We start from the raw sequence: 18,611 nt of genomic DNA on the forward strand, positions 1-18,611 counted from the left end.
TGGAGTCAGGGCTTTCCCCGCAGACCCCGCAGCTGTTCGGCGATCGGTTTGAGGGAGCTGCGCAGCTCGCCGAGGGCCTCGGCGGACAGCAGGTCGATGAAGTGCTTGCGCACCGATTCGACGTGGTGCGGAGCCACCTTCTGCATGGTTTCCATGCCGTGTTCGGTGAGCACGGCGTACAGGCCGCGCCGGTCCGACTCGCAGTTCTCCCGGCGAACCAGCCCTGCGTTCTCCATGCGGGTGATCTGATGGGAGAGCCGGCTCTTCGACTGGAGGGTGGCGGCGGCGAGATCGCTCATCCGCAGGCGGTGGTCGGGCGCCTCGGAGAGATTGACCAGAATCTCGTAGTCGTTGTTGGTCAGGCCGAACGGCTGGAGGTCCTTCTCCAGCTGGTACGTCAGCAGCCGATTGACGTCCAGATAGGTGCGCCAGGCGCACTGTTCGGCATCGGTCAGCCAGTGGGTGGCCGTCTCGGTCTCCATATATGGATTCTACCTAAGAAGTTGAATTCTGGACGAAATGAGGTCTGTGACGCCGGGCACTCCGGCCCCCCGTCCTCAGCTGCCCGCAAGGGTGCAGACGTTCGAGGGCGTCACACTCCGCAGACTACCGCTCACAGCCCGAAGCGACGCTGGAGGTCCCCCAGCTGTCCGGGAAGGCGCGGTGTCGAACCATGCTGACCGTGGCCGGATCCTGACCCTCCGGACAGTAGGCCGCCCCCTCCGGGGACTCCCGGCTCGTGCGGTACGGCGCCCGTCGCCTGCTCCGCCATCAGGGTCTCGGTCGACTGCAGCAGCACCGTCCCCGCACCCACGAACTCGAACTGGTGCTCCTCGCCCGACGCGCCTCCGATCCCGGTCAGCTGACGCAGCCCGCCCATGACCCCGCTCATGTAGCCGTGGTCGTAGTGGTGGCATGGCGAGGGGCAGTCCGCCCACCCCACCAGGGCCTGCGGGTCGACGCGGATCGGTGGCTCCATGAAGACCACCGGACCGTTCGACGCGGCCACGAACTTGCCCGTACCGATCAGCGTCAGGAAGCCCGGCACGATCGACTGCTTGAGGGCCAGCGTCGGCTGGTAGGCCAGCAGGTTCCCGGCACGGATGGTCAGGTTTCCGTCGTCCAGGTCGTAGGAGTTCACGTCGAAGGCGCGGTCCGCGAGCAGCATCTTGCCGCTGCCCTCCGCCACCACCCAGTCGCCCGCGTGCAGGGGGGAGTGGAAGCTGGTGCGGACCAGCCGGTCCAGGCGGCCGTGGCCGACGCCGTTGAAGTCGATCCGCCCGTAATAGGCGATCATCTTGCCCTTCTGCAGGAACCACTGGGAGCCCTTGAGCTCCACGCAGAAGGTGTACGGGTTGACGTTGTCGTCGCTCGGCAGCGTGGTCGGGTCCCACATGACGGGCGTGCTCACAGCTTCTCCTCCGACGCCTGGACGTACACCGCACCACTGCCGCTCAGTTCCAGCTGGAACGCCTCGCCCGAGCCGCGGCCCACCATGTCGCGCCAGCCGAGCGCGGTGGAGAGCTTGTTGCGCACGTCGCCGTGGTGCGCGACGTAGGCCTGGGGGTCGACGTGGACCGGGCGGCCCGGCGTGATCGGCAGCTCTATCACGCCGCCGTGCGCCATCACCGCGACGGCGCCGTGGCCCTTGAGCGTGGTGGTGAACAGGCCCTGGCCGGTGACCTGGCCGCGGACCATGCCCATGACCCCGCCCTGCGCACCCAGGAACATCGTGCCCTGCTGGAGGGTGCCGTCGAAGGCGAGCAGCCGGTCCGCCTCCACGTACAGGGTGTCGCCGGTGAGGGCGATGACCTGGATGTGATGGCCGCCGTGCCCGAACATCACGGTCCCGTTGCCCTCGACCGTCATCAGGGGGGTCGACTCGCCCGCCACGCGGCGGCCGATCATCGACATCACGCCGCCCTGGCCGCCGGCCATGTTCGGCGTGAAAGTGACGTCGCCCTTGTAGGCCAGCATCGCGCCGCGCTGGCTGAACATCTTCTGGCCGGGCGTGATCGACGCCTCGACCATCTTCGAATTGATCTCCCGGAACGGCATCAGACGTCCCCTCCGACCGTGTTGCGCTCGCTCGGCTGCACGTACACGAGCCCGTCGCCCTCGAAGCGGATCTGGAACGCCTCGCCGCCGCCCTCGCCGAGCAGCGTGCGGAACGTCACACCGGACTGGAAGCTCTGCTGGAGGTTGCCCTGATGGGCGATGTACGCGCCGGGGTCGACCGACAGCGGGTACTGCGGCGTCACCCGCAGCACCACGGCCGGGCCGTCGGAGGTGATCGCGGCCTGGCCGGTGCCCTCGACGGTGGTGGTGAACAGCCCGTTGCCGGTGGCCCCGCCGCGCAGGCCGGTGAAGCTGGTGCCGGTGCGCAGGGAGCCGTCCGCGCAGAGCAGATTGCTCGCCTCGACGTACAGCTTGTCGCCGTGCAGGGAGACCAGGTTGATCTCGGAGGCCCGGTCGGCGAAGAAGCAGGTGCCCTGCCCCTTCACCTCCATCACGGTCATCTGCTCACCGGTGAGGCGGCGGGTCACCATCCCGCGCAGGCCCTCACCGCCGCCGGACATCTTCTTGAAGGCCATCTGGCCGTCGTACGCGACCATCGAGCCGTTCTTCGCTTTGACGGCGTCGCCGGTCATGTCGACGGCGAGCACTTTGCTGCCTTGGAGTCGGAACGTTGCCACCAGCAGAAGGTATCCGGTGGCCCCGGGTGCCGACAGCCACCCCGAGGAGGATGCCGACCCTGACAAAAGGCGGGGAAAGCCGCCTGCCAGAATGGACCGGACCGCTTGTGCGTCGATTCACAAGATCGATCCCCAACGCCGAAGGTGCTGCCTCGTGGACATCAAGACCGCCTCCTCCCTCCACCGCCTCCGACTGGTCTCCGCCCCGGAGGCCGTCTCCTTCCTGCTGCTGCTCGTCTGCTCGGTGCTCAAGCGCACGACGGAGTTCAACGCGGTCCCGGTGATGGGCGCCGTCCACGGTGTGCTGTTCATCCTCTACGTGCTGTTCTGGCTGGACGCCTGGAACCGCACCAAGTGGGAGCTGAAGACGGCCGCCCTCTACTTCGTGCTGTCCGTCCTGCCCTTCGGCGGCTTCTTCGCCGACCGCAAGCTCAGGCGCGCCGCCGACGACGCCGTCATCGCCTCCCGCGCCCGGCGCGAGGGCAAGGTGAACGCGTGATCGTCGCCTTCTCCGTGACGCCGCTCGGTGTGGGCGAGGAGGTCGGCGAGTACGTCGCCGACGCCGTCCGCGTCGTGCGGGAGTCCGGTCTGCCGAACCGCACGGACGCGATGTTCACCTCGGTCGAGGGTGAGTGGGACGAGGTCATGGACGTCGTCAAGCGCGCCGTCGCCGCCGTCGAGGCGCGTGCCCCGCGTGTGTCGCTCGTGCTCAAGGCGGACCTCAGGCCCGGTGTCACCGACGGTCTGACCGCCAAGGTCGAGACCGTGGAGCGGCACCTGTCCGCCTGAAGTCCCGCCACCTGACCCCGGTCCCACGTGGGCCGGGGTTTTTCGTTCCCCGCGTGTTGAGCGACTGCTCAAATCGCTGTTACCTTTCCTCTTGAGCAGTCGCTCAAAAGCGCTGACCCGGGAGAGTACGTCATGTCGCTGTACGTGGAGACGCGTGTCCGGGTGGACCTGGAGACGCTCTGGGAGCGGACCCAGGACCCGGCGCAGCACCAGCGGTGGGATCTCCGGTTCACCGAGATCGACCACCTGCCGTGCGAGCCGGGCGAACCCCAGCGGTTCCGGTACGCAACCCGTGTGCTGCCCTTCCTGACCGTCGCCGGCACCGGTGTCTCCGCGGGGGAGCGCCACCGGGCCGGCGGTGAGCGGGTCTCCGCCCTCCGGTTCGCCTCCCCGCACCCGCTCTCCCCGCTCGCCCAGGGCAGCGGGTACTGGCGCTACATCCCGGTGGACGGCGGCGTCCGCTTCCTGACCGGGTACGACTACCGGCCCCGCTGGGGACGCTTCGGCGCCGTCGCCGACCGGTTCGTGTTCCGCCCCCTGATGGGCTGGGCGACCGCCTGGTCCTTCGACCGGCTGCGCCTGTGGTGCGAACGGGGCATCAGCCCGGCCCGCTCACTGGCCCACGCGCTCGTGGAACTGGCCGTGCGGGGCCTCGCCGTGGCCGCGGCGGTGCTCGGCTGTCTCTGGGCGGTCTGCCCGGCCACCTCCGCCGAGGGGACGGCGCTCGGCGGTACCTCCTGGTCCCTGCTCACACCGCCCGCCGCGGCCGCGCTCACGAGCGGGGCCGGCGGACTGCTCCTGCCGCTCGGCGCCGTCGCGCTCGCCGCCGTCGCACTGCTCGCGCCGCCCTCCGCGCGGACCCCCGCCGCCCGGCGCTGTCTGCGCACTCCACCCGCGCGCACCGCCGCACCCGAACTCCTCACCACACTGGAGCACGCATGACCTCGATCTTCCGCCGGGCCATGGGCGACGACTTCGACCGGCTCCATCCCCAGCTGCGACGGCGCTTCTCGGTCGGCCTCGACAGCGGCGAGGCGTGCACCGGCCGCGGGGTGATGGACCGCATCTGGCACGGGCGTGCCTTCGTCAAGCCGTTCCTCGCCCTCGGCGGCACGCGCAACATCCTCCTCCCGCGCACCGGCCGGCACGTCCCCTTCACCATCGAGAACGTCCCCTACACGGACTCGTACGGCCGGGAGACCGTCACCTTCGTACGGACCTTCCTGCTGCCCGGCGGGGCCCGCAGGTTCGACGCCACGATGATCCACAGCCCCGAGCGGAACTGCGTCCTGGACTACCTCGGCACCCACCAGCATCTCGCCAGCGATCTGCACCTGACCGCCGAGTCCGACGGTTCGCTGCTCATCCGGTCCGGGGAACACCGTTTCCGCGAGGGCCCGTTCGACGTCCGCGTGCCCCACCTCGTCGGCGGCGACGCCGAGGTGCGCGAGTCGTACGACGACACCGCCGGCTGCTTCCGCATCCGGGTGAAGGTGACCAACCGGCGCTTCGGGCCGCTCTTCGGGTACGAGGGGTCCTTCACCGCCCAGTACACCGACGTACGCTCCCACGGGGTGCGCGCCGGGCTGCGCCCGGTACGGGAGGAGATACGCGTATGAGCGCGGACACCAAGGTCAAGCTGCTGGAGGGGGCGCTGCGCACGCTCACCGAGCAGGGCATCGCGAAGACGTCCGCCCGCTCCGTCGCCGCTGCCGCCGGGGTCAACCAGGCCCTGGTCTTCTACCACTTCGGCTCCGTCGACGAACTCCTCGCCGAGGCCTGCCGCCACGGCACCGAGCAGCGTGTCGCCCGCTACCGGGAGCGGCTGAAGGAGATCACCAGCCTCGCGGAACTCCTCGCCTTCGGCCGTGCGATGCACGCGGAGGAGCGGGAGGCCGGCACCGTCGCCGTACTGGGGCAGCTGCTCGCCGGCGCCCAGACCCAGCCGCGCCTGGCGGCCGCCACCGCCGCCGGGCTCGACCTGTGGATGGAAGAGATCGAGCACGTCCTCAGCAGGGTGCTGGCGGGGACGCCCGTCGCCGAGTTCACCGACTCCGCGGGACTCGCCCGCGCCGTCGCGGCGTCGTTCGTCGGTCTGGAACTGTACGAGGGCGTCGACCCGGACGGCGCCGGGCGGGCGTTCGACGCCCTGGAGCAGCTGTCCGTGCTCGTCACCGCGCTGGAGGAGCTCGGGCCCGTGGCCCAGCGCGCGGTCCGCCACCGGCTGCGCCGCACCGCCCGCTGACACCGCGGGGACTTGGCCGCCGCGCCGCTCTGAAACCGCGTCACAGGCAAAACCGCCCGCTCGGACGCCTCCGGTCGACACCTCGCGCCTTCTCCACTTGTGTGGGGGGTATGGCGACCTCGCTCGACAGCTGGAGGCACGGTGCGACCGGAGGGCTACGACTACGACACGTACAGCCGTCTCGCCGGTCCTCTGACGGAGCCCGACCGCACCGCCCGCACGGTCCGGTACCGCAGCCTGCTGTCCCGGGAGCGGCACCGAATACGCGCGGTGCTGCTGATGTACGCCGCGCCGCTGCTCTCGGCGGTCCTCCTCCTCTACCTCGTGTGGCCCTCCCACCGGACCACCCGCGAGGGCGGCGAGCGGTGGCTCATCGCGTTCGACACGGTGATGCTCGTCTCGATCGGCCTCATCTGTCTCTTCATGCTGGTCAACGTGGTCTCCGTCGCCCACGCCACGATGGTCGCCCGCGACCCGGTCCCCGTCGTCCCGCAAGCCGGCACCCGGGTCGCCTTCCTCACCACCTACGTGCCCGGCAAGGAGCCCCTCGCCATGGTCCGGGCCACCCTCGAGGGCGCCGTCCGTGTCACGCACGACGGGCCCCTCGACGTGTGGCTGCTGGACGAGGGCGACGACGAACGGGCCAGGGCCCTCTGCGCGGAACTGGGCGTGCGCCACTTCACCCGCGCCGGAGTCCCCGAATGGAACCGCGAGAAGGGCGCCCACCGGGCGAGGACCAAGCACGGCAACTACAACGCCTGGATCGCCGCGCACGGTGACGCCTACGACTTCTACGCCTCCGTCGACACCGACCACGTACCGCTCCCCGGCTTCCTGGAGCGGATGCTGGGCTACTTCCGTGACCCCGACGTCGCCTTCGTGGTCGGACCGCAGGTCTACGGCAACTACACCTCGCCCGTCACCAAGGCCGCGGAGTCCCAGCAGTTCCTCTTCCACGCGCTCATACAGCGGGCGGGGAACCGCTACCACGCGCCCATGTTCGTCGGCACCAACAACGTCGTACGCATCGCCGCCCTCCGGCAGATCGGCGGGCTGTACGACTCCATCACCGAGGACATGGCCACCGGCTTCGAACTCCACCGCCACAAGAACCCGCGGACCGGGCGCCACTGGCGGTCCGTCTACACGCCCGACGTGCTGGCCGTGGGGGAGGGGCCGGCCTCCTGGACGGACTTCTTCACCCAGCAGCTGCGCTGGTCGCGCGGCTCCTACGAGACGCTGTTCAAGCAGTACCGCAAGGCCTTCTTCCGGATGCCGCCGGGGCGGCTGCTCCACTACACGCTGATGCTCGTCTACTACCCGATGACGGCCGTCAACTGGTTCCTCGGCGTCCTCAGCTGTGTGCTCTTCCTCTGGCTCGGCGCGTCCGGCACCCAGGTGTCGTCCGCCGTCTGGCTGATGCTCTACAGCGACGCGGCCGCCCTCCAGATCGGCCTCTACCTGTGGAACCGGCGCCACAACGTCTCGCCGCACGAGCCGCGGGGCTCCGGCGGACTGGCCGGCATGGTGATGTCCGCGCTCTCCGCGCCCATCTACCTCAAGTCACTGGGATCGGCGCTGCTGCGCACCGACGGCCGGTTCGTCGTCACCCCCAAGGGCGGAGAGGCCAGCGCCGACCGGCCGGCCACCTTCCGCATCCACCTGTACTGGGCGGCCGTCCTGGCCCTGTCCCTCCTCGTCTCCGTCCCCCTCGACCACACGCACGCGGCGATGCGCACCTGGGCCGTCCTCGCCCTGGCCGTCGCACTCGCCCCGGTCTGCGTCCACGGCCGGGCCGTGCTCCAGGAGCGGCGCGCGACGGCCCGGCTCCGCGCGGCCGCCGGACCGAAGCCCGGAGAGGAGCAGGAGGCGGTGCTCGCCACGACGACAGGAGGGAACTGAGCCATGGCCTACCGGCCGTCCGAGAGGTTCAAGAAGACGCTGCTGGGCGGCGGAGCGGTGCTCCTCCTCGCGGGCCTCAACGCCCCGGCGGTGCTCTCCTTCGCCGAGGAGAAGTACCACGCGTACAAGATCTCCCGGCCCGGCTACAAAGCGAGATACGGCTCCTGGCAGCTGATGGAGGCACCCGGCGCCCACCGGATCAACGCCATCCACGCCGCTCTCCTGCGCACCGGCAAGGTGCTGCTCATCGCGGGCTCCGGCAACGACCAGAAGAAGTTCGACGCGGGCACCTTCGACACCGTCCTGTGGGACCCCGTGAAGAACACGTTCAAGAAGATCCCCACGCCCGAGGACTTCTTCTGCGCCGGGCACAGCCAGCTCCCCGACGGCCGGCTGCTGGTGGCCGGCGGTACCGCCCGCTACGAGGTGCTCTCCGGTGAGGTGAAGCGGGCGGGCGGCGGGATGCGCGTGATGAACGAGAACCCGGACAGGGCCGTCACCCTCCCCAAGGGCACCGTCTTCCGCTCGCCGTCGGGCGTCGAGTACGTCTCCACGGCAGGCGTCACCGTGCCGAAGGCCAAGCGCGACCTGAAGGTCGCGTCCCTGGGGAGCGGCCGGGGGAGCCCCTGGGAGACCAGGGTGACCGCCGGCGAGGCGCGTGTCTTCGTGGAGGCGAAGGAGGAGGGCCCGCGGGCGCTGACCACGCAGGCCGCGCAGTACGAGGTCGTCGGCCTGAAGGGCAAGGACGCCTGGAACGTCTACGGCCTCGCGCAGCGGCTCACCACCGAGAAGCAGGACTTCCAGGGCATCAGGGCGGCCTACGAATTCGATCCCGTGGCCGAGAGGTACGTCCCCGTCGCCCCGATGAAGGACGCCCGCTGGTACCCGACACTGGTGACGCTCCAGGACGGCAGGGTGCTGGCCGTCTCCGGTCTCGACGACGTCGGTGACGTGGTCCCGGGCGACAACGAGATCTACGACCCGCGCACCAGGAAGTGGTCCCCGGGGCCCTTCCGCTACTTCCCCACCTATCCCGCCCTCTTCCTCACCCGGGGCGGCAAGCTCTTCTACACCGGCTCCAACGGCGGGTACGGACCCGACGACAAGGGCAGGGCCCCGGGCCTGTGGGACCTGAGGACCAACGTCTTCCGGGAGATCCCCGGCCTCACCGACGCCGACCAGCTGGAGACCTCCGCGTCCCTGATCCTGCCGCCCGTGCAGGACCAGAAGCTCATGGTCCTCGGCGGCGGAGGGGTCGGCGAGTCCGCACGCTCCACGGCACGGACCGCGATCGTCGACCTGAAGGCCGCCGCGCCCGCCTTCCGCGACGGCCCCGCACTGCCCCGCGGCACCCGCTACCTCAGCACCGTGCTGCTGCCCGACGACTCCGTGTTCACCACCGGGGGATCGGAGAAGTACCGCGGCCGCGACGCGAGCGACATCCTGAAGGCCCAGTTCTACGAGCCGGGGAGCAACACCTTCCGGCCGGCCGCCGACCCCGCCGTCGGCCGCAACTACCACTCCGAGGCGCTGCTGCTGCCCGACGGCCGGGTCGCCACGTTCGGCTCCGACCCGCTCTTCGGCGACCGGGACAACACCAGGCTCGGCAGGTTCGAGCAGCGCATGGAGGTGTTCAGCCCGCCCTACCTGTACGGCCACGGCGAACGGCCGGTGCTGGGGGCCGGCCCCCGGGAACTCGACCGGAGCGGCCGGGCGACGTTCCGCACCAAGGACGCGGGCCGGATCGCCGGGGCACGCCTCATGCGGCCGAGCGCCGTCACCCACACCACCGACGTCGAACAGCGCTCCGTCGCCCTGGAGCTGACCCGGGACGCGAGCAGCGTGACGGTCCGGGCGCCACTCGACCGGACGCTGGTGCCGCCGGGCTGGTACATGCTCTTCGTGGTCGACGGTGACGGCCGGCCGTCCGTGGCCAAGTGGGTCCGGGTCCGCTGACGGAGGGGCCGTCGCCGGACGGGGTCACCGGGTGGTGCGGCGGGCCAGCCCCAGCGCGTAGTCGGGCCACCAGACGCCTGCCTGCGGGCCGCCCCGGCACGGCCCGTCCGACTCTCCCGGCCGCTTGATCCACAGATACGCGTCGAGGCGTTCGTCACCGGTGTTCTCGGTCGGGGGCGTGCCGAGGGCCCGGCCCGGGGGATTGCACCAGGCCTCCCCGCCGGCGCCGGGCAGCGGCCCCGCGCCGTTGCGGCTGGTGTCCATGACGTAGTGCGCCCCGCCGAGCCGTCCGGACAGCTCGGTGCCGTACGCCCGGACCGTCGCATCGGTCTGGAAGTTGGAGACGTTGAGCGCGAACCCGTCGGCCCGCCCGATCCCCGCGCGCCGCAGCGGCTCGACGAGCTGGGCCGGGTCCCTGATCCACGCCGGGTTGCCCGCGTCCACGTACACCTTGGTGCGCGGCTGCTCCTTGAGCCGGTCGACCGCGTCCGACAGCAGCTCGTAGCGCTCGTCCCGGTACTCGGCGGGGGTGCACCCGTCCACGAGGTGGGGCACCGCGTCCGGCTCCAGCACCACGATCGCCGGGGCGTCGCCGACGGCCCGGGCGAAGGCGTCGATCCACGCGCGGTAGGCGTCCGCACCGGGGGCGCCCCCGGCCGAGTACCGTCCGCAGTCCCGGTGCGGGATGTTGTACGCGGCGAGCAGGACCGTGCGCCGCTTCGGCGCCGCTCCGAGCACGGCCTTCCGCACGGCCCGCCCGGGGTCGTCCGCGGCGGGCCACACGGCCACCGGCCGCGCGGAGATCCGCCGCATCACCTCGGCCTCCTCGGTGCGGCCCCGAGCCTCGTACTGCTCGACCTGCCGGGCCGCGGGGCTGTCCGGGTCGACCCAGAACGGGGAGTCCGCCGAGGGCGCGGCCTCGCCCCGGGCAGCGGGCCCCCGCGAACGGGACTGCCCGGCCGGCGTGCCGCCGGAGGAGCAGCCGGCCATGAGCGCGGCCGCCACGAGCAGCAGGGTGAGAACGCGGAACGATCTGCGGCCGGACATCCAGTCCCCTCGCACCAGCAATGGACAGACCGGGCACATCGTTACACAACGGTCATGGGCTCCACGGGTGCGACACCGCCTCCGCCCCGGCCCCCGAGCCCGCCAGCGTGATCCCGAGCGGCGTCCGTTCGTAGAGCACCTGGTGCCCGTACCGCCGTGAGGTGAGCAGCCCCGCCCCGCGCAGCACGGACAGGTGCTCCGACACCGACGAGGGCGCCAGACCCAGCCGGTGGGCCAGCGCCGTCGTCCCGGCCGGCTCGTCGAGCGCGCACAGCACATCGGCCCGGGTCCGCCCCAGCAACCGGGCCAGCGCCTCGGGCGTCCGGCCGTGCGGCTCGCTCCACAGCCCCGCGATGCCCCGCGCGGGATAGACGACCGTCGGCTGCCACGGCGGCTCGAACCCGGAGACCACATCCGGCCAGACGAAGACGGACGGCATCAGCACCAGTCCCTGCCCGTCCAGGCTGCGCACATGGTCCCCGCGGTACGCGATCGTCAGCGTCGACTCCTCGCCGCCCCCCTCCCGAGACCAGGCCAGCTTCGGGTGCAGCTCACCCATCAGCCGTTCGAGCCCCGCTTCCGCCAGCCGGCGCGAGTGGTACGCCACATCCGCCTCCAGCAGCGCCCTCAGCCGAGGCCACTCCGGTGCGACCAGTGCCTCCCAGGCGCGCTCCAGAAGCGTCGCCAGCCGCTCGACCGACCGCACGGGATCATCGAGCAGCGCCCGGCCCGCCGCCGATTGGGCGAGCCCCGGCACCTGCCGCAGCGTCCGGCTCATGTCGTCGTACGCCGTCCCCGGGTCCGTGGCCCGCACGGCCGCGATCTCCTCCGCGAAGGAGGCCGCCGGCCCGATGGGCGGTGGGTAGAGCCAGTCGGGGTTGTGGCCCCGGCGCGGCATCAGCAGCTGCAGCGGCTCGAGCTCCAGCCCGGCGGCCGCCTCCCTCGTCCGCCGCAGCCACGGCAGGTGGTACCCGTGCTGCTCCGGCCGCGCCAGCGTCCGCACGGCCGCGTGCGTCTCCCACAGCGGCGACACGGCGAACCGGCAGCGCAGCAGATCGGTGCCGCCGAAGTGCAGGTATTGCGGCATCCGCGCCCCCTTCCCGGCCTTCCCCGGTCCGAGCGTCCGCCGGACCGGCGGGCAGGTCGACTCGAACATTCGGACCCGGCCGAAACTCTAGGGCGCCCGCCGGGCCGACGGCACGCTGCTGTCCATGTCCCGCCACACCCCTGCCGACGACCCCGCCGCGCCCGGATACGCGGCGGTCTTCCGCGTCCGCCCGTTCCGCGCCGTCTTCGCCGCCCACCTGCTCTCACTCCTCGGCGTGGTCGTCAGCGAGATCGCCCTCACCGTCCTCGTCCACGACCTCACCGGCTCACCGCTGCTCAGCTCCCTCACCTTCGCCCTCGGCTTCCTGCCGTACGCACTCGGCGGCACCCTCCTCGCCGGCGTCGCCGACCGCTACCCAGCCCGCCGGGTGCTCGTCGTCTGCGACCTCCTGTGCGCGCTGTGCGTGGCCGGCATGGCGCTCCCCGGCACGCCCGTCGCCGCGCTCCTCGCCCTGCGCTGCGCCGTCGCCGCCGTCGCCCCCGTCTTCAACGGCACCCGCATGGCCACCCTCGCCGACATCCTCGGCGACGGTGATCTCTTCGTCCTCGGCCGTTCACTCCTCCGGATCGTCTCCCAGGGGTCGCTGCTCGCCGGATTCGGCGCGGGCGGCCTGCTGCTCACCGTCGTCTCCCCGCGGGCCGCGATCTGCCTGACCGTCGCGACCTTCCTGGCGTCGGCCGTGCTCCTGCGCCTCGGCACCAAGCCAGGGGCCGCCCGCGCCGGTGGCGAGCGCACGGCGCTGGTGCGCGACTCCCTGGCCGGTGCCCGCTCGGTCCTCGCCGACCGGCGGATCCGGGCGCTGACCCTGATGTTCTGGGTGCCGCCGCTGTTCGCCGTCGTGCCGGAGGCCCTGGCCGTCCCGTACGCCGCCGGCACCGGCGCCTCCACCGCCGCGCTCGGCGTGCTGATGTGCGCCATGCCCGTCGGCACCGTCGCGGGCGAACTGCTCGCCGGGTCGGTGCTCGGCCCGCGGGCCCGGGAGCGGCTCGTGCTGCCCTGCGCGGCCGCCGGGCTGCTGCCGTTGCTGCTGTACGCCGTCGAGCCGGGCATCGCCCTCGCCGCCCTCGCCCTCGCCCTGTCCGGGGCCACCGGCGCCTACACGCTCGGCCTCGACCGCTGGTACGTCGAGGCCGTGCCCGAGGAACTGCGCGGACGGGCCATGACCCTGATGACCGCCGGAATGATGACCGTCCAGGGCGTGGGTATGGTCGCGGCGGGCGCCGCCGCCGAGATCTGGCCGGTGCACGGAGTCGTGACGGGCGCCGGGGTCATCGGCACGGTGTGCGTGCTGCTGCTCGTCGCGGAAGTGCGGAGGACCGAACAGCGAGACAGGGCTGACCAGCATGTGACCAGTCGGTAAGGTCGTGCACGTGCCGAAGCCGCTCAGTCTCCCGTTCGACCCCATCGCCCGCGCCGACGAGCTGTGGCAGCGCCGCTGGGGGCCCGTCCCCTCGATGGCCGCCATCACGTCGATCATGCGCGCACACCAGATCCTGCTCGCGGAGGTCGACGCGGTGGTCAAGCCCTACGGGCTGACCTTCGCGCGGTACGAGGCGCTGGTGCTGCTCACCTTCTCCAAGGAGGGCGAGCTGCCGATGTCCAAGATCGGCGAGCGGCTGATGGTCCATCCCACGTCCGTGACCAACACCGTCGACCGGCTGGTCAAGTCGGGTCTGGTGGCCAAGCGGCCCAACCCCAACGACGGCCGCGGCACCCTCGCCTCCATCACGGACAAGGGCCGGGAGGTCGTCGAGGCGGCCACCGCCGACCTGATGGCCATGGACTTCGGGCTCGGCGCGTACGACGCCGAGGAGTGCGCCGAGATCTTCGCGATGCTGCGACCGCTGCGGGTGGCGGCCCACGATTTCGAGGACAAGTAGGCCCCCGGCCCCGCGCGAAGATCGCCGGGAACGTGCGGTTACGCTCGACGCCATGAAGAGGAGCGTGCTGACCCGCTACCGGGTCATGGCCTATGTGACCGCCGTCATGCTGCTCGTGCTCTGCACGTGCATGGTGTTCAAGTACGGGTTCGACACGGGCGAGGATCTGACCTTCGCGGTCTCGCAGACCCACGGCGTCCTCTACATCATCTACCTGATCTTCGCCTTCGACCTGGGCTCCAAGGCGAAGTGGCCGTTCGGCAAGCTCCTGTGGGTGCTGCTGTCCGGCACGATCCCCTTCGCGGCGTTCTTCGTCGAGCGCAAGGTCGCCCGGGACGTGGCGCCGCTGTTCGACGGCGCCCGGCCCGAGCCGGTCAAGGTGTAACCGAGCGTAACCCCGACCGCCGTACGCGTGGTGTGCGGCGGTTGGCCATCGACATTTACTAGGACGTCCTAGTAAATTCGAAGGTATGGACGCTGACGCCATCGAGGAAGGCCGCCGACGCTGGCAGGCCCGCTACGACGCCGCCCGCAAGCGCGACGCGGACTTCACCACGCTCTCCGGCGATCCCGTAGAGCCCGTCTACGGGCCGAGGCCCGGCGACACCTACGACGGCTTCGAGCGGATCGGCTGGCCCGGTGAGTACCCCTTCACCCGCGGCCTGTACCCGACCGGCTACCGCGGCCGCACCTGGACCATCCGCCAGTTCGCGGGCTTCGGCAACGCCGAGCAGACCAACGAGCGGTACAAGATGATCCTGGCCAACGGCGGCGGCGGGCTCTCCGTGGCCTTCGACATGCCGACGCTCATGGGTCGTGACTCCGACGACCCGCGCTCGCTCGGCGAGGTCGGCCACTGCGGCGTCGCCATAGACTCCGCCGCCGACATGGAGGTCCTCTTCAAGGACATCCCCCTCGGCGACGTCACCACGTCGATGACGATCTCCGGGCCCGCGGTGCCCGTCTTCTGCATGTACCTCGTCGCCGCCGAGCGCCAGGGCGTCGACCCGGGCGTCCTCAACGGCACCCTGCAGACGGACATCTTCAAGGAGTACATCGCGCAGAAGGAATGGCTCTTCCAGCCCGAGCCCCATCTGCGGCTCATCGGCGACCTGATGGAGCACTGCGCGGCCGGCATCCCCGCCTACAAGCCGCTCTCCGTCTCCGGCTACCACATCCGCGAGGCCGGGGCGACGGCCGCGCAGGAGCTGGCCTACACCCTCGCCGACGGCTTCGGATACGTCGAACTCGGCCTCTCGCGCGGCCTGGACGTCGACGTCTTCGCCCCCGGCCTGTCCTTCTTCTTCGACGCGCACGTCGACTTCTTCGAGGAGATCGCCAAGTTCCGCGCCGCCCGCCGCATCTGGGCCCGCTGGATGAAGGACGTCTACGGCGCCAGGACCGACAAGGCCCAGTGGCTGCGCTTCCACACCCAGACCGCGGGCGTCTCGCTGACCGCCCAGCAGCCGTACAACAACGTCGTGCGCACCGCCGTGGAGGCCCTCGCCGCCGTCCTCGGCGGCACCAACTCGCTGCACACCAACGCCCTCGACGAGACCCTCGCCCTGCCGTCCGAGCAGGCCGCCGAAATCGCCCTGCGCACCCAGCAGGTGCTCATGGAGGAGACCGGCGTCGCCAACGTCGCCGACCCGCTCGGCGGCTCCTGGTACGTCGAACAACTCACCGACCGCATCGAGGCCGACGCCGAGAAGATCTTCGACCGGATAAAGGAACGCGGACTGCGCGCCCACCCGGACGGCCGGCACCCCATCGGGCCGATCACCTCCGGCATCCTGCGCGGTATCGAGGACGGCTGGTTCACCGGCGAGATCGCCGAGTCCGCCTTCCGCTACCAGCAGTCCCTGGAGAAGGGCGACAAGCGGGTCGTCGGCGTCAACTGCCACGAGGGCTCGGTCACCGGAGACCTGGAGATCCTGCGCGTCAGCCACGAGGTCGAGCGGGAGCAGGTCCGCGTCCTCGGCGAGCGCAAGTCCCGGCGCGACGACGCGCGCGTACGCGCGTCGCTCGACACGATGCTGACCGCCGCCCGCGACGGCTCCAACATGATCGAGCCGATGCTGGACGCCGTCCGCGCGGAGGCCACCCTCGGCGAGATCTGCAACGCCCTCAGGGACGAGTGGGGCGTCTACACCGAGCCGCCCGGCTTCTGACCCGGACAGCGACAACCCGCCGCCCCCACCCGGAAAATGCCGCGTGCGCCCTACGGCGCACGCGGCATTCTGATGCCATGCAGATCACCATCAGGGAAGCCACGGCCGACGACTGGTCCGCCATCTGGCCGTTCTTCCACACCATCGTCGCGGCCGGCGACACCTTCACGTTCCCGCTCGACCTCGGCGAGGAGGACGGCCGCGGCTGGTGGATGCTCTCCGCGCCGAACCGCACGGTCGTCGCCGTCGACGCCGACGGCACGATCCTCGGCACCGCCAAGATGAACAACAACCAGCACGGCAACGGCGCGCACATCGCCAGCGCCAGCTACATGGTCGACCCCGCCCACGGCGGGCGCGGCGTGGGCCGGGCACTGGTCGAGCACACCCTCGACCAGGCCCGCGCGGACGGGTTCCGTGCCATGCAGTTCAACGCCGTCGTGGAGACCAACAAGCACGCCGTGCGGCTCTACGAACAGCTCGGCTTCCGGATCGTCGGCACCGTCCCCGAGGCGTTCCACCACCCCACCGAGGGGTACGTGGCGCTGCACGTCATGCACCGCCCGCTGTGAACACCAGCCGGAACAGCGCACCACCGCCCGGTGCGTTCCCGGCGGTCAGCTCCGCGCCGTGGGCACGGGCGATCTGCCGGGCCATCGCCAGCCCCAGGCCGGAGCCGGGCAGGGCACGCGCCGACTCGGCCCGGTAGAAACGGTCGAAGACATGGGGGAGATCACCGGGCGCGATACCGGGGCCGTGGTCCCGCACGGTCAACCGCGGCCCGGTGAACTCCACCTCCACCGGTGGCCCGCCGGGCGGGCTGAACTTGGCGGCATTGTCCAGCAGATTGGTCATCAGCCGCGACAGCCGTGACGGCACCCCGGGCACGGTCATCGCGTCCGCCGAGTCGTCCGTCCGCAGCGTGAAGCCCGTCTCCGGCCAGTGCGTACGGGCGGTGGCCACCGCGTGCGCGAGCAGCGCGGCCGGCCGCACGTCCTCCACCAGCGGCCGGGGCTCCTCGTCCCGCGCCAGCTCGATCAGGTCGTTCACCAGACCCGTCACCTCGTACAGCTGCCGGGAGATCGCCGCCGACGCCCGGTCGCGCTGCGCCGGCGTCAGCCGGTCGGCACGCGCCAGCAGATCGGCGTTGGTGCGCAGCGCGGTCAGCGGCGTCCGCAGCTCGTGCGAGGCGTCCGCGACCAGCCGGCGCTGGGCCGTCACGGACTGCTCCAGCTCCCCCAGCATGGTGTTGAACGTGGCCGCCAGCCGCGTCACCTCGTCCTCCCGGCCCGGCGGGCCGGGAGGCAGCTCGATGCGATGGCGGGCATCGCGCGTCGCGGCGATCCGCTCGGCGGTCGCGGTCAGCCGGGCGACCGGCGCGAGACCCGTGCGCGACACCCAGTAGCCGAGGCCCGCGGCCAGCACCACGCCCGCCCCGCCGACCACGGCGAGCAGTCGCGCCGCCTGCCGCACGCCCGTGGCCACCGTGTCGGCACGCAGCGCCACCTGCAGCGCCTTCCCCTTCCCGAACGGGGTCGTCAGCATCCGGCCCGGGCGCCCCGCGACCGTCACATTGCTGTAGTAGGCGGCGCGCCGGCCCGACGCCACCTCCCGCACCGGCCCGGACACCGGCAGCGCGTACGGCTCCGCCGGGTCGTCCCCGGCGTCCACCGGGACGATCTGCGCGCAGGCCGGAGCCGACAGGAAACGGCACTCCGCGGCCAGCACGTCCGGGCCCGACCCCCGATGCTGCTGGACGGCCACCGTCGCCGACTGGGTCAGGTTCAGATCGAGCTGGTGGTACATCTCGTACCGGATGACGACGAACGCCGCGGCGCACACACCCACCGCCACGAGCGCCACGGCCGCGGACGCCGCCAGTGCGAGCCGCGCCCGCAGCGGCCGCCGCCTGCGCCACCGTGCCCCTGGGGGCTGCCCAGCCGATCCTGCCGGGTTCGCGTGTCCTGGTGCCGCGTCTCGCCGTGTTGTCGTCGGTCGCCGACGCTCCGCGTCGACTTCCTCCTCCGTCTTGCGATCCACGGCACCAGACCCCGCTCGCTGATCCGGCCCGATCGGCCGCCCAGCCCCCGCCTTCCTCCGCGCGCTCATGACTCCGCCAGGCGGTAGCCGACGCCGTGGACCGTCTGGACCAGCCGGGGCTCGCCCGCGGCCTCCAGCTTGCGCCGCAGGTAACCGACGTACACGGCGAGGGAGTTGGATTCGGGGCCGAAGTCCCGGCCCCAGACACGCTCCAGGATCGTCTCGCGCGGCAGCACCTGACCCGGGTGGTGCAGCAACAGGTCCAGCAGGGCGAACTCGGTGCGGCTGAACTCCAGCGGGCGGCCGCCCCGGGTGCCCGTCCGGGTAGCCGGGTCGACCACCAGGTCCGCGAACGACAACACGTCCGGCCCCGACGGCTCCGGCGCCGTGCGGCGCAGCAGCGCCCGCACCCGTGCCGTCAGCTCGTCCAGCGCGAACGGCTTCACCAGATAGTCGTCCGCGCCCGCGTCCAGCCCGTCGACCCGCTCGCTCACGGAATCCAGCGCCGTCAGCACGATCACCGGCGTTCGGTCGTCGAGCGCCCGCAGCCGGCGGCACACGGCCAGCCCGTCCAGCACCGGCATCCGCACATCGAGCACGATCGCGTCCGGCTGCCAGGAGGCGACCTCGGACAGCGCCGCCAGCCCGTCGGCGGCGCCCCGCACCTCGTACCCCTCCACCGTCAGCCCGTCCTCGACGGCCGCCCGTACCTCCGGCTCGTCCTCGACGACCAGGATCCTCGCTGCGCTCATGGGGAACAGCCTGCCAAAGGCGCCT

At 71.7% G+C, this 18,611-nt stretch carries 20 protein-coding genes; 12 read left to right on the plus strand and 8 right to left on the minus strand.

The features are described 5' to 3' along the window. Window positions 1–5: 5 nt before the first annotated feature. The 4 genes from ACY34K_RS06050 to ACY34K_RS06065 all read right to left on the minus strand — a co-directional run bounded on the left by ACY34K_RS06050 (window position 6) and on the right by ACY34K_RS06065 (window position 2,696). On the minus strand, window positions 6–482 hold the full coding sequence (locus tag ACY34K_RS06050; RefSeq protein ID WP_462744480.1) for a MarR family winged helix-turn-helix transcriptional regulator: 477 nt from the start codon (window positions 480–482) through the stop codon (window positions 6–8). A 131-nt stretch (window positions 483–613) separates the two neighbouring features. Further along, window positions 614–1,411: an AIM24 family protein gene (locus tag ACY34K_RS06055; RefSeq protein ID WP_462744482.1), complete on the minus strand. Its 798-nt coding sequence runs from the start codon at window positions 1,409–1,411 to the stop codon at window positions 614–616. Continuing rightward, window positions 1,408–2,058: an AIM24 family protein gene (locus tag ACY34K_RS06060; protein ID WP_462744484.1), complete on the minus strand. Its 651-nt coding sequence runs from the start codon at window positions 2,056–2,058 to the stop codon at window positions 1,408–1,410. Before ACY34K_RS06060 ends, ACY34K_RS06055 begins: the two co-directional genes overlap by 4 nt. Then, window positions 2,058–2,696, minus strand: a complete 639-nt coding sequence (locus ACY34K_RS06065; RefSeq protein ID WP_462744486.1) for an AIM24 family protein — start codon at window positions 2,694–2,696, stop codon at window positions 2,058–2,060. Before ACY34K_RS06065 ends, ACY34K_RS06060 begins: the two co-directional genes overlap by 1 nt. A gap of 154 nt (window positions 2,697–2,850) precedes the next feature. On the opposite strand from ACY34K_RS06065, the gene ACY34K_RS06070 reads away from it, so the two are divergent. From ACY34K_RS06070 to glxA, 7 genes are all read left to right on the plus strand, one after another. After that, window positions 2,851–3,195 (plus strand): DUF3817 domain-containing protein, encoded by a 345-nt coding sequence (locus ACY34K_RS06070; RefSeq protein ID WP_462744488.1) that lies wholly within the window; start codon window positions 2,851–2,853, stop codon window positions 3,193–3,195. Further along, complete coding sequence (locus ACY34K_RS06075; RefSeq protein WP_462744490.1) at window positions 3,192–3,485, plus strand: MTH1187 family thiamine-binding protein; 294 nt, start codon at window positions 3,192–3,194, stop codon at window positions 3,483–3,485. Before ACY34K_RS06070 ends, ACY34K_RS06075 begins: the two co-directional genes overlap by 4 nt. 132 nt (window positions 3,486–3,617) lie before the next feature. Then, the gene (locus ACY34K_RS06080; protein ID WP_462744492.1) at window positions 3,618–4,427 is read left to right on the plus strand and encodes a hypothetical protein; all 810 of its coding nucleotides are present in this window, start codon (window positions 3,618–3,620) and stop codon (window positions 4,425–4,427) included. Then, window positions 4,424–5,104, plus strand: coding sequence for a DUF4166 domain-containing protein (locus tag ACY34K_RS06085; protein WP_462744494.1), 681 nt, complete (start codon window positions 4,424–4,426; stop codon window positions 5,102–5,104). The genes ACY34K_RS06080 and ACY34K_RS06085 overlap by 4 nt, the downstream gene beginning before the upstream one ends. Continuing rightward, window positions 5,101–5,730 carry a TetR/AcrR family transcriptional regulator gene (locus ACY34K_RS06090; RefSeq protein ID WP_462744496.1) on the plus strand — a complete coding sequence of 210 codons (630 nt, stop codon included), beginning with the start codon at window positions 5,101–5,103 and terminating at the stop codon, window positions 5,728–5,730. Before ACY34K_RS06085 ends, ACY34K_RS06090 begins: the two co-directional genes overlap by 4 nt. Window positions 5,731–5,871: 141 nt before the next feature. Further along, window positions 5,872–7,632 (plus strand): glycosyltransferase family 2 protein, encoded by a 1,761-nt coding sequence (locus tag ACY34K_RS06095; protein ID WP_462744498.1) that lies wholly within the window; start codon window positions 5,872–5,874, stop codon window positions 7,630–7,632. Window positions 7,633–7,635: 3 nt separating this feature from the next. Then, window positions 7,636–9,588: a radical copper oxidase GlxA gene (gene glxA / locus ACY34K_RS06100; protein WP_462744500.1), complete on the plus strand. Its 1,953-nt coding sequence runs from the start codon at window positions 7,636–7,638 to the stop codon at window positions 9,586–9,588. 24 nt (window positions 9,589–9,612) lie between these two features. Here the strand turns inward: glxA and ACY34K_RS06105 are convergent, their stop codons facing one another. Then, a complete protein-coding gene (locus ACY34K_RS06105; protein WP_462744502.1) occupies window positions 9,613–10,635 on the minus strand; it encodes a glycoside hydrolase family 6 protein in 1,023 nt (340 codons plus the stop codon). A gap of 52 nt (window positions 10,636–10,687) precedes the next feature. After that, window positions 10,688–11,722 (minus strand): ArsR/SmtB family transcription factor, encoded by a 1,035-nt coding sequence (locus ACY34K_RS06110; protein ID WP_462744504.1) that lies wholly within the window; start codon window positions 11,720–11,722, stop codon window positions 10,688–10,690. Between the two features lie 124 nt (window positions 11,723–11,846). Between ACY34K_RS06110 and ACY34K_RS06115 the strand changes: the two genes are divergently transcribed. The 5 genes from ACY34K_RS06115 to ACY34K_RS06135 all read left to right on the plus strand — a co-directional run bounded on the left by ACY34K_RS06115 (window position 11,847) and on the right by ACY34K_RS06135 (window position 16,366). Beyond that, window positions 11,847–13,103 (plus strand): MFS transporter, encoded by a 1,257-nt coding sequence (locus ACY34K_RS06115; RefSeq protein WP_462744506.1) that lies wholly within the window; start codon window positions 11,847–11,849, stop codon window positions 13,101–13,103. A 10-nt stretch (window positions 13,104–13,113) separates the two neighbouring features. After that, window positions 13,114–13,623, plus strand: a complete 510-nt coding sequence (locus tag ACY34K_RS06120) for a MarR family winged helix-turn-helix transcriptional regulator (RefSeq protein ID WP_462744508.1) — start codon at window positions 13,114–13,116, stop codon at window positions 13,621–13,623. Between the two features lie 52 nt (window positions 13,624–13,675). Next, window positions 13,676–14,008 carry a DUF3817 domain-containing protein gene (locus tag ACY34K_RS06125; RefSeq protein ID WP_462744510.1) on the plus strand — a complete coding sequence of 111 codons (333 nt, stop codon included), beginning with the start codon at window positions 13,676–13,678 and terminating at the stop codon, window positions 14,006–14,008. 85 nt (window positions 14,009–14,093) lie between these two features. Continuing rightward, complete coding sequence (locus ACY34K_RS06130; RefSeq protein ID WP_462744512.1) at window positions 14,094–15,794, plus strand: acyl-CoA mutase large subunit family protein; 1,701 nt, start codon at window positions 14,094–14,096, stop codon at window positions 15,792–15,794. An 83-nt stretch (window positions 15,795–15,877) separates the two neighbouring features. Next, complete coding sequence (locus ACY34K_RS06135) at window positions 15,878–16,366, plus strand: N-acetyltransferase family protein (RefSeq protein WP_462744796.1); 489 nt, start codon at window positions 15,878–15,880, stop codon at window positions 16,364–16,366. On the opposite strand, the gene ACY34K_RS06140 is transcribed toward ACY34K_RS06135, so the two are convergent. Together ACY34K_RS06140 and ACY34K_RS06145 are read right to left on the minus strand one after the other, a co-directional pair. Next, the gene (locus ACY34K_RS06140) at window positions 16,347–17,657 is read right to left on the minus strand and encodes a sensor histidine kinase (protein ID WP_462744514.1); all 1,311 of its coding nucleotides are present in this window, start codon (window positions 17,655–17,657) and stop codon (window positions 16,347–16,349) included. The genes ACY34K_RS06135 and ACY34K_RS06140 overlap by 20 nt on opposite strands. Window positions 17,658–17,899: 242 nt before the next feature. Continuing rightward, complete coding sequence (locus ACY34K_RS06145; RefSeq protein ID WP_462744516.1) at window positions 17,900–18,586, minus strand: response regulator transcription factor; 687 nt, start codon at window positions 18,584–18,586, stop codon at window positions 17,900–17,902. Window positions 18,587–18,611: the final 25 nt, after the last annotated feature.

This window comes from Streptomyces sp. STAM6 (genome assembly GCF_054963715.1).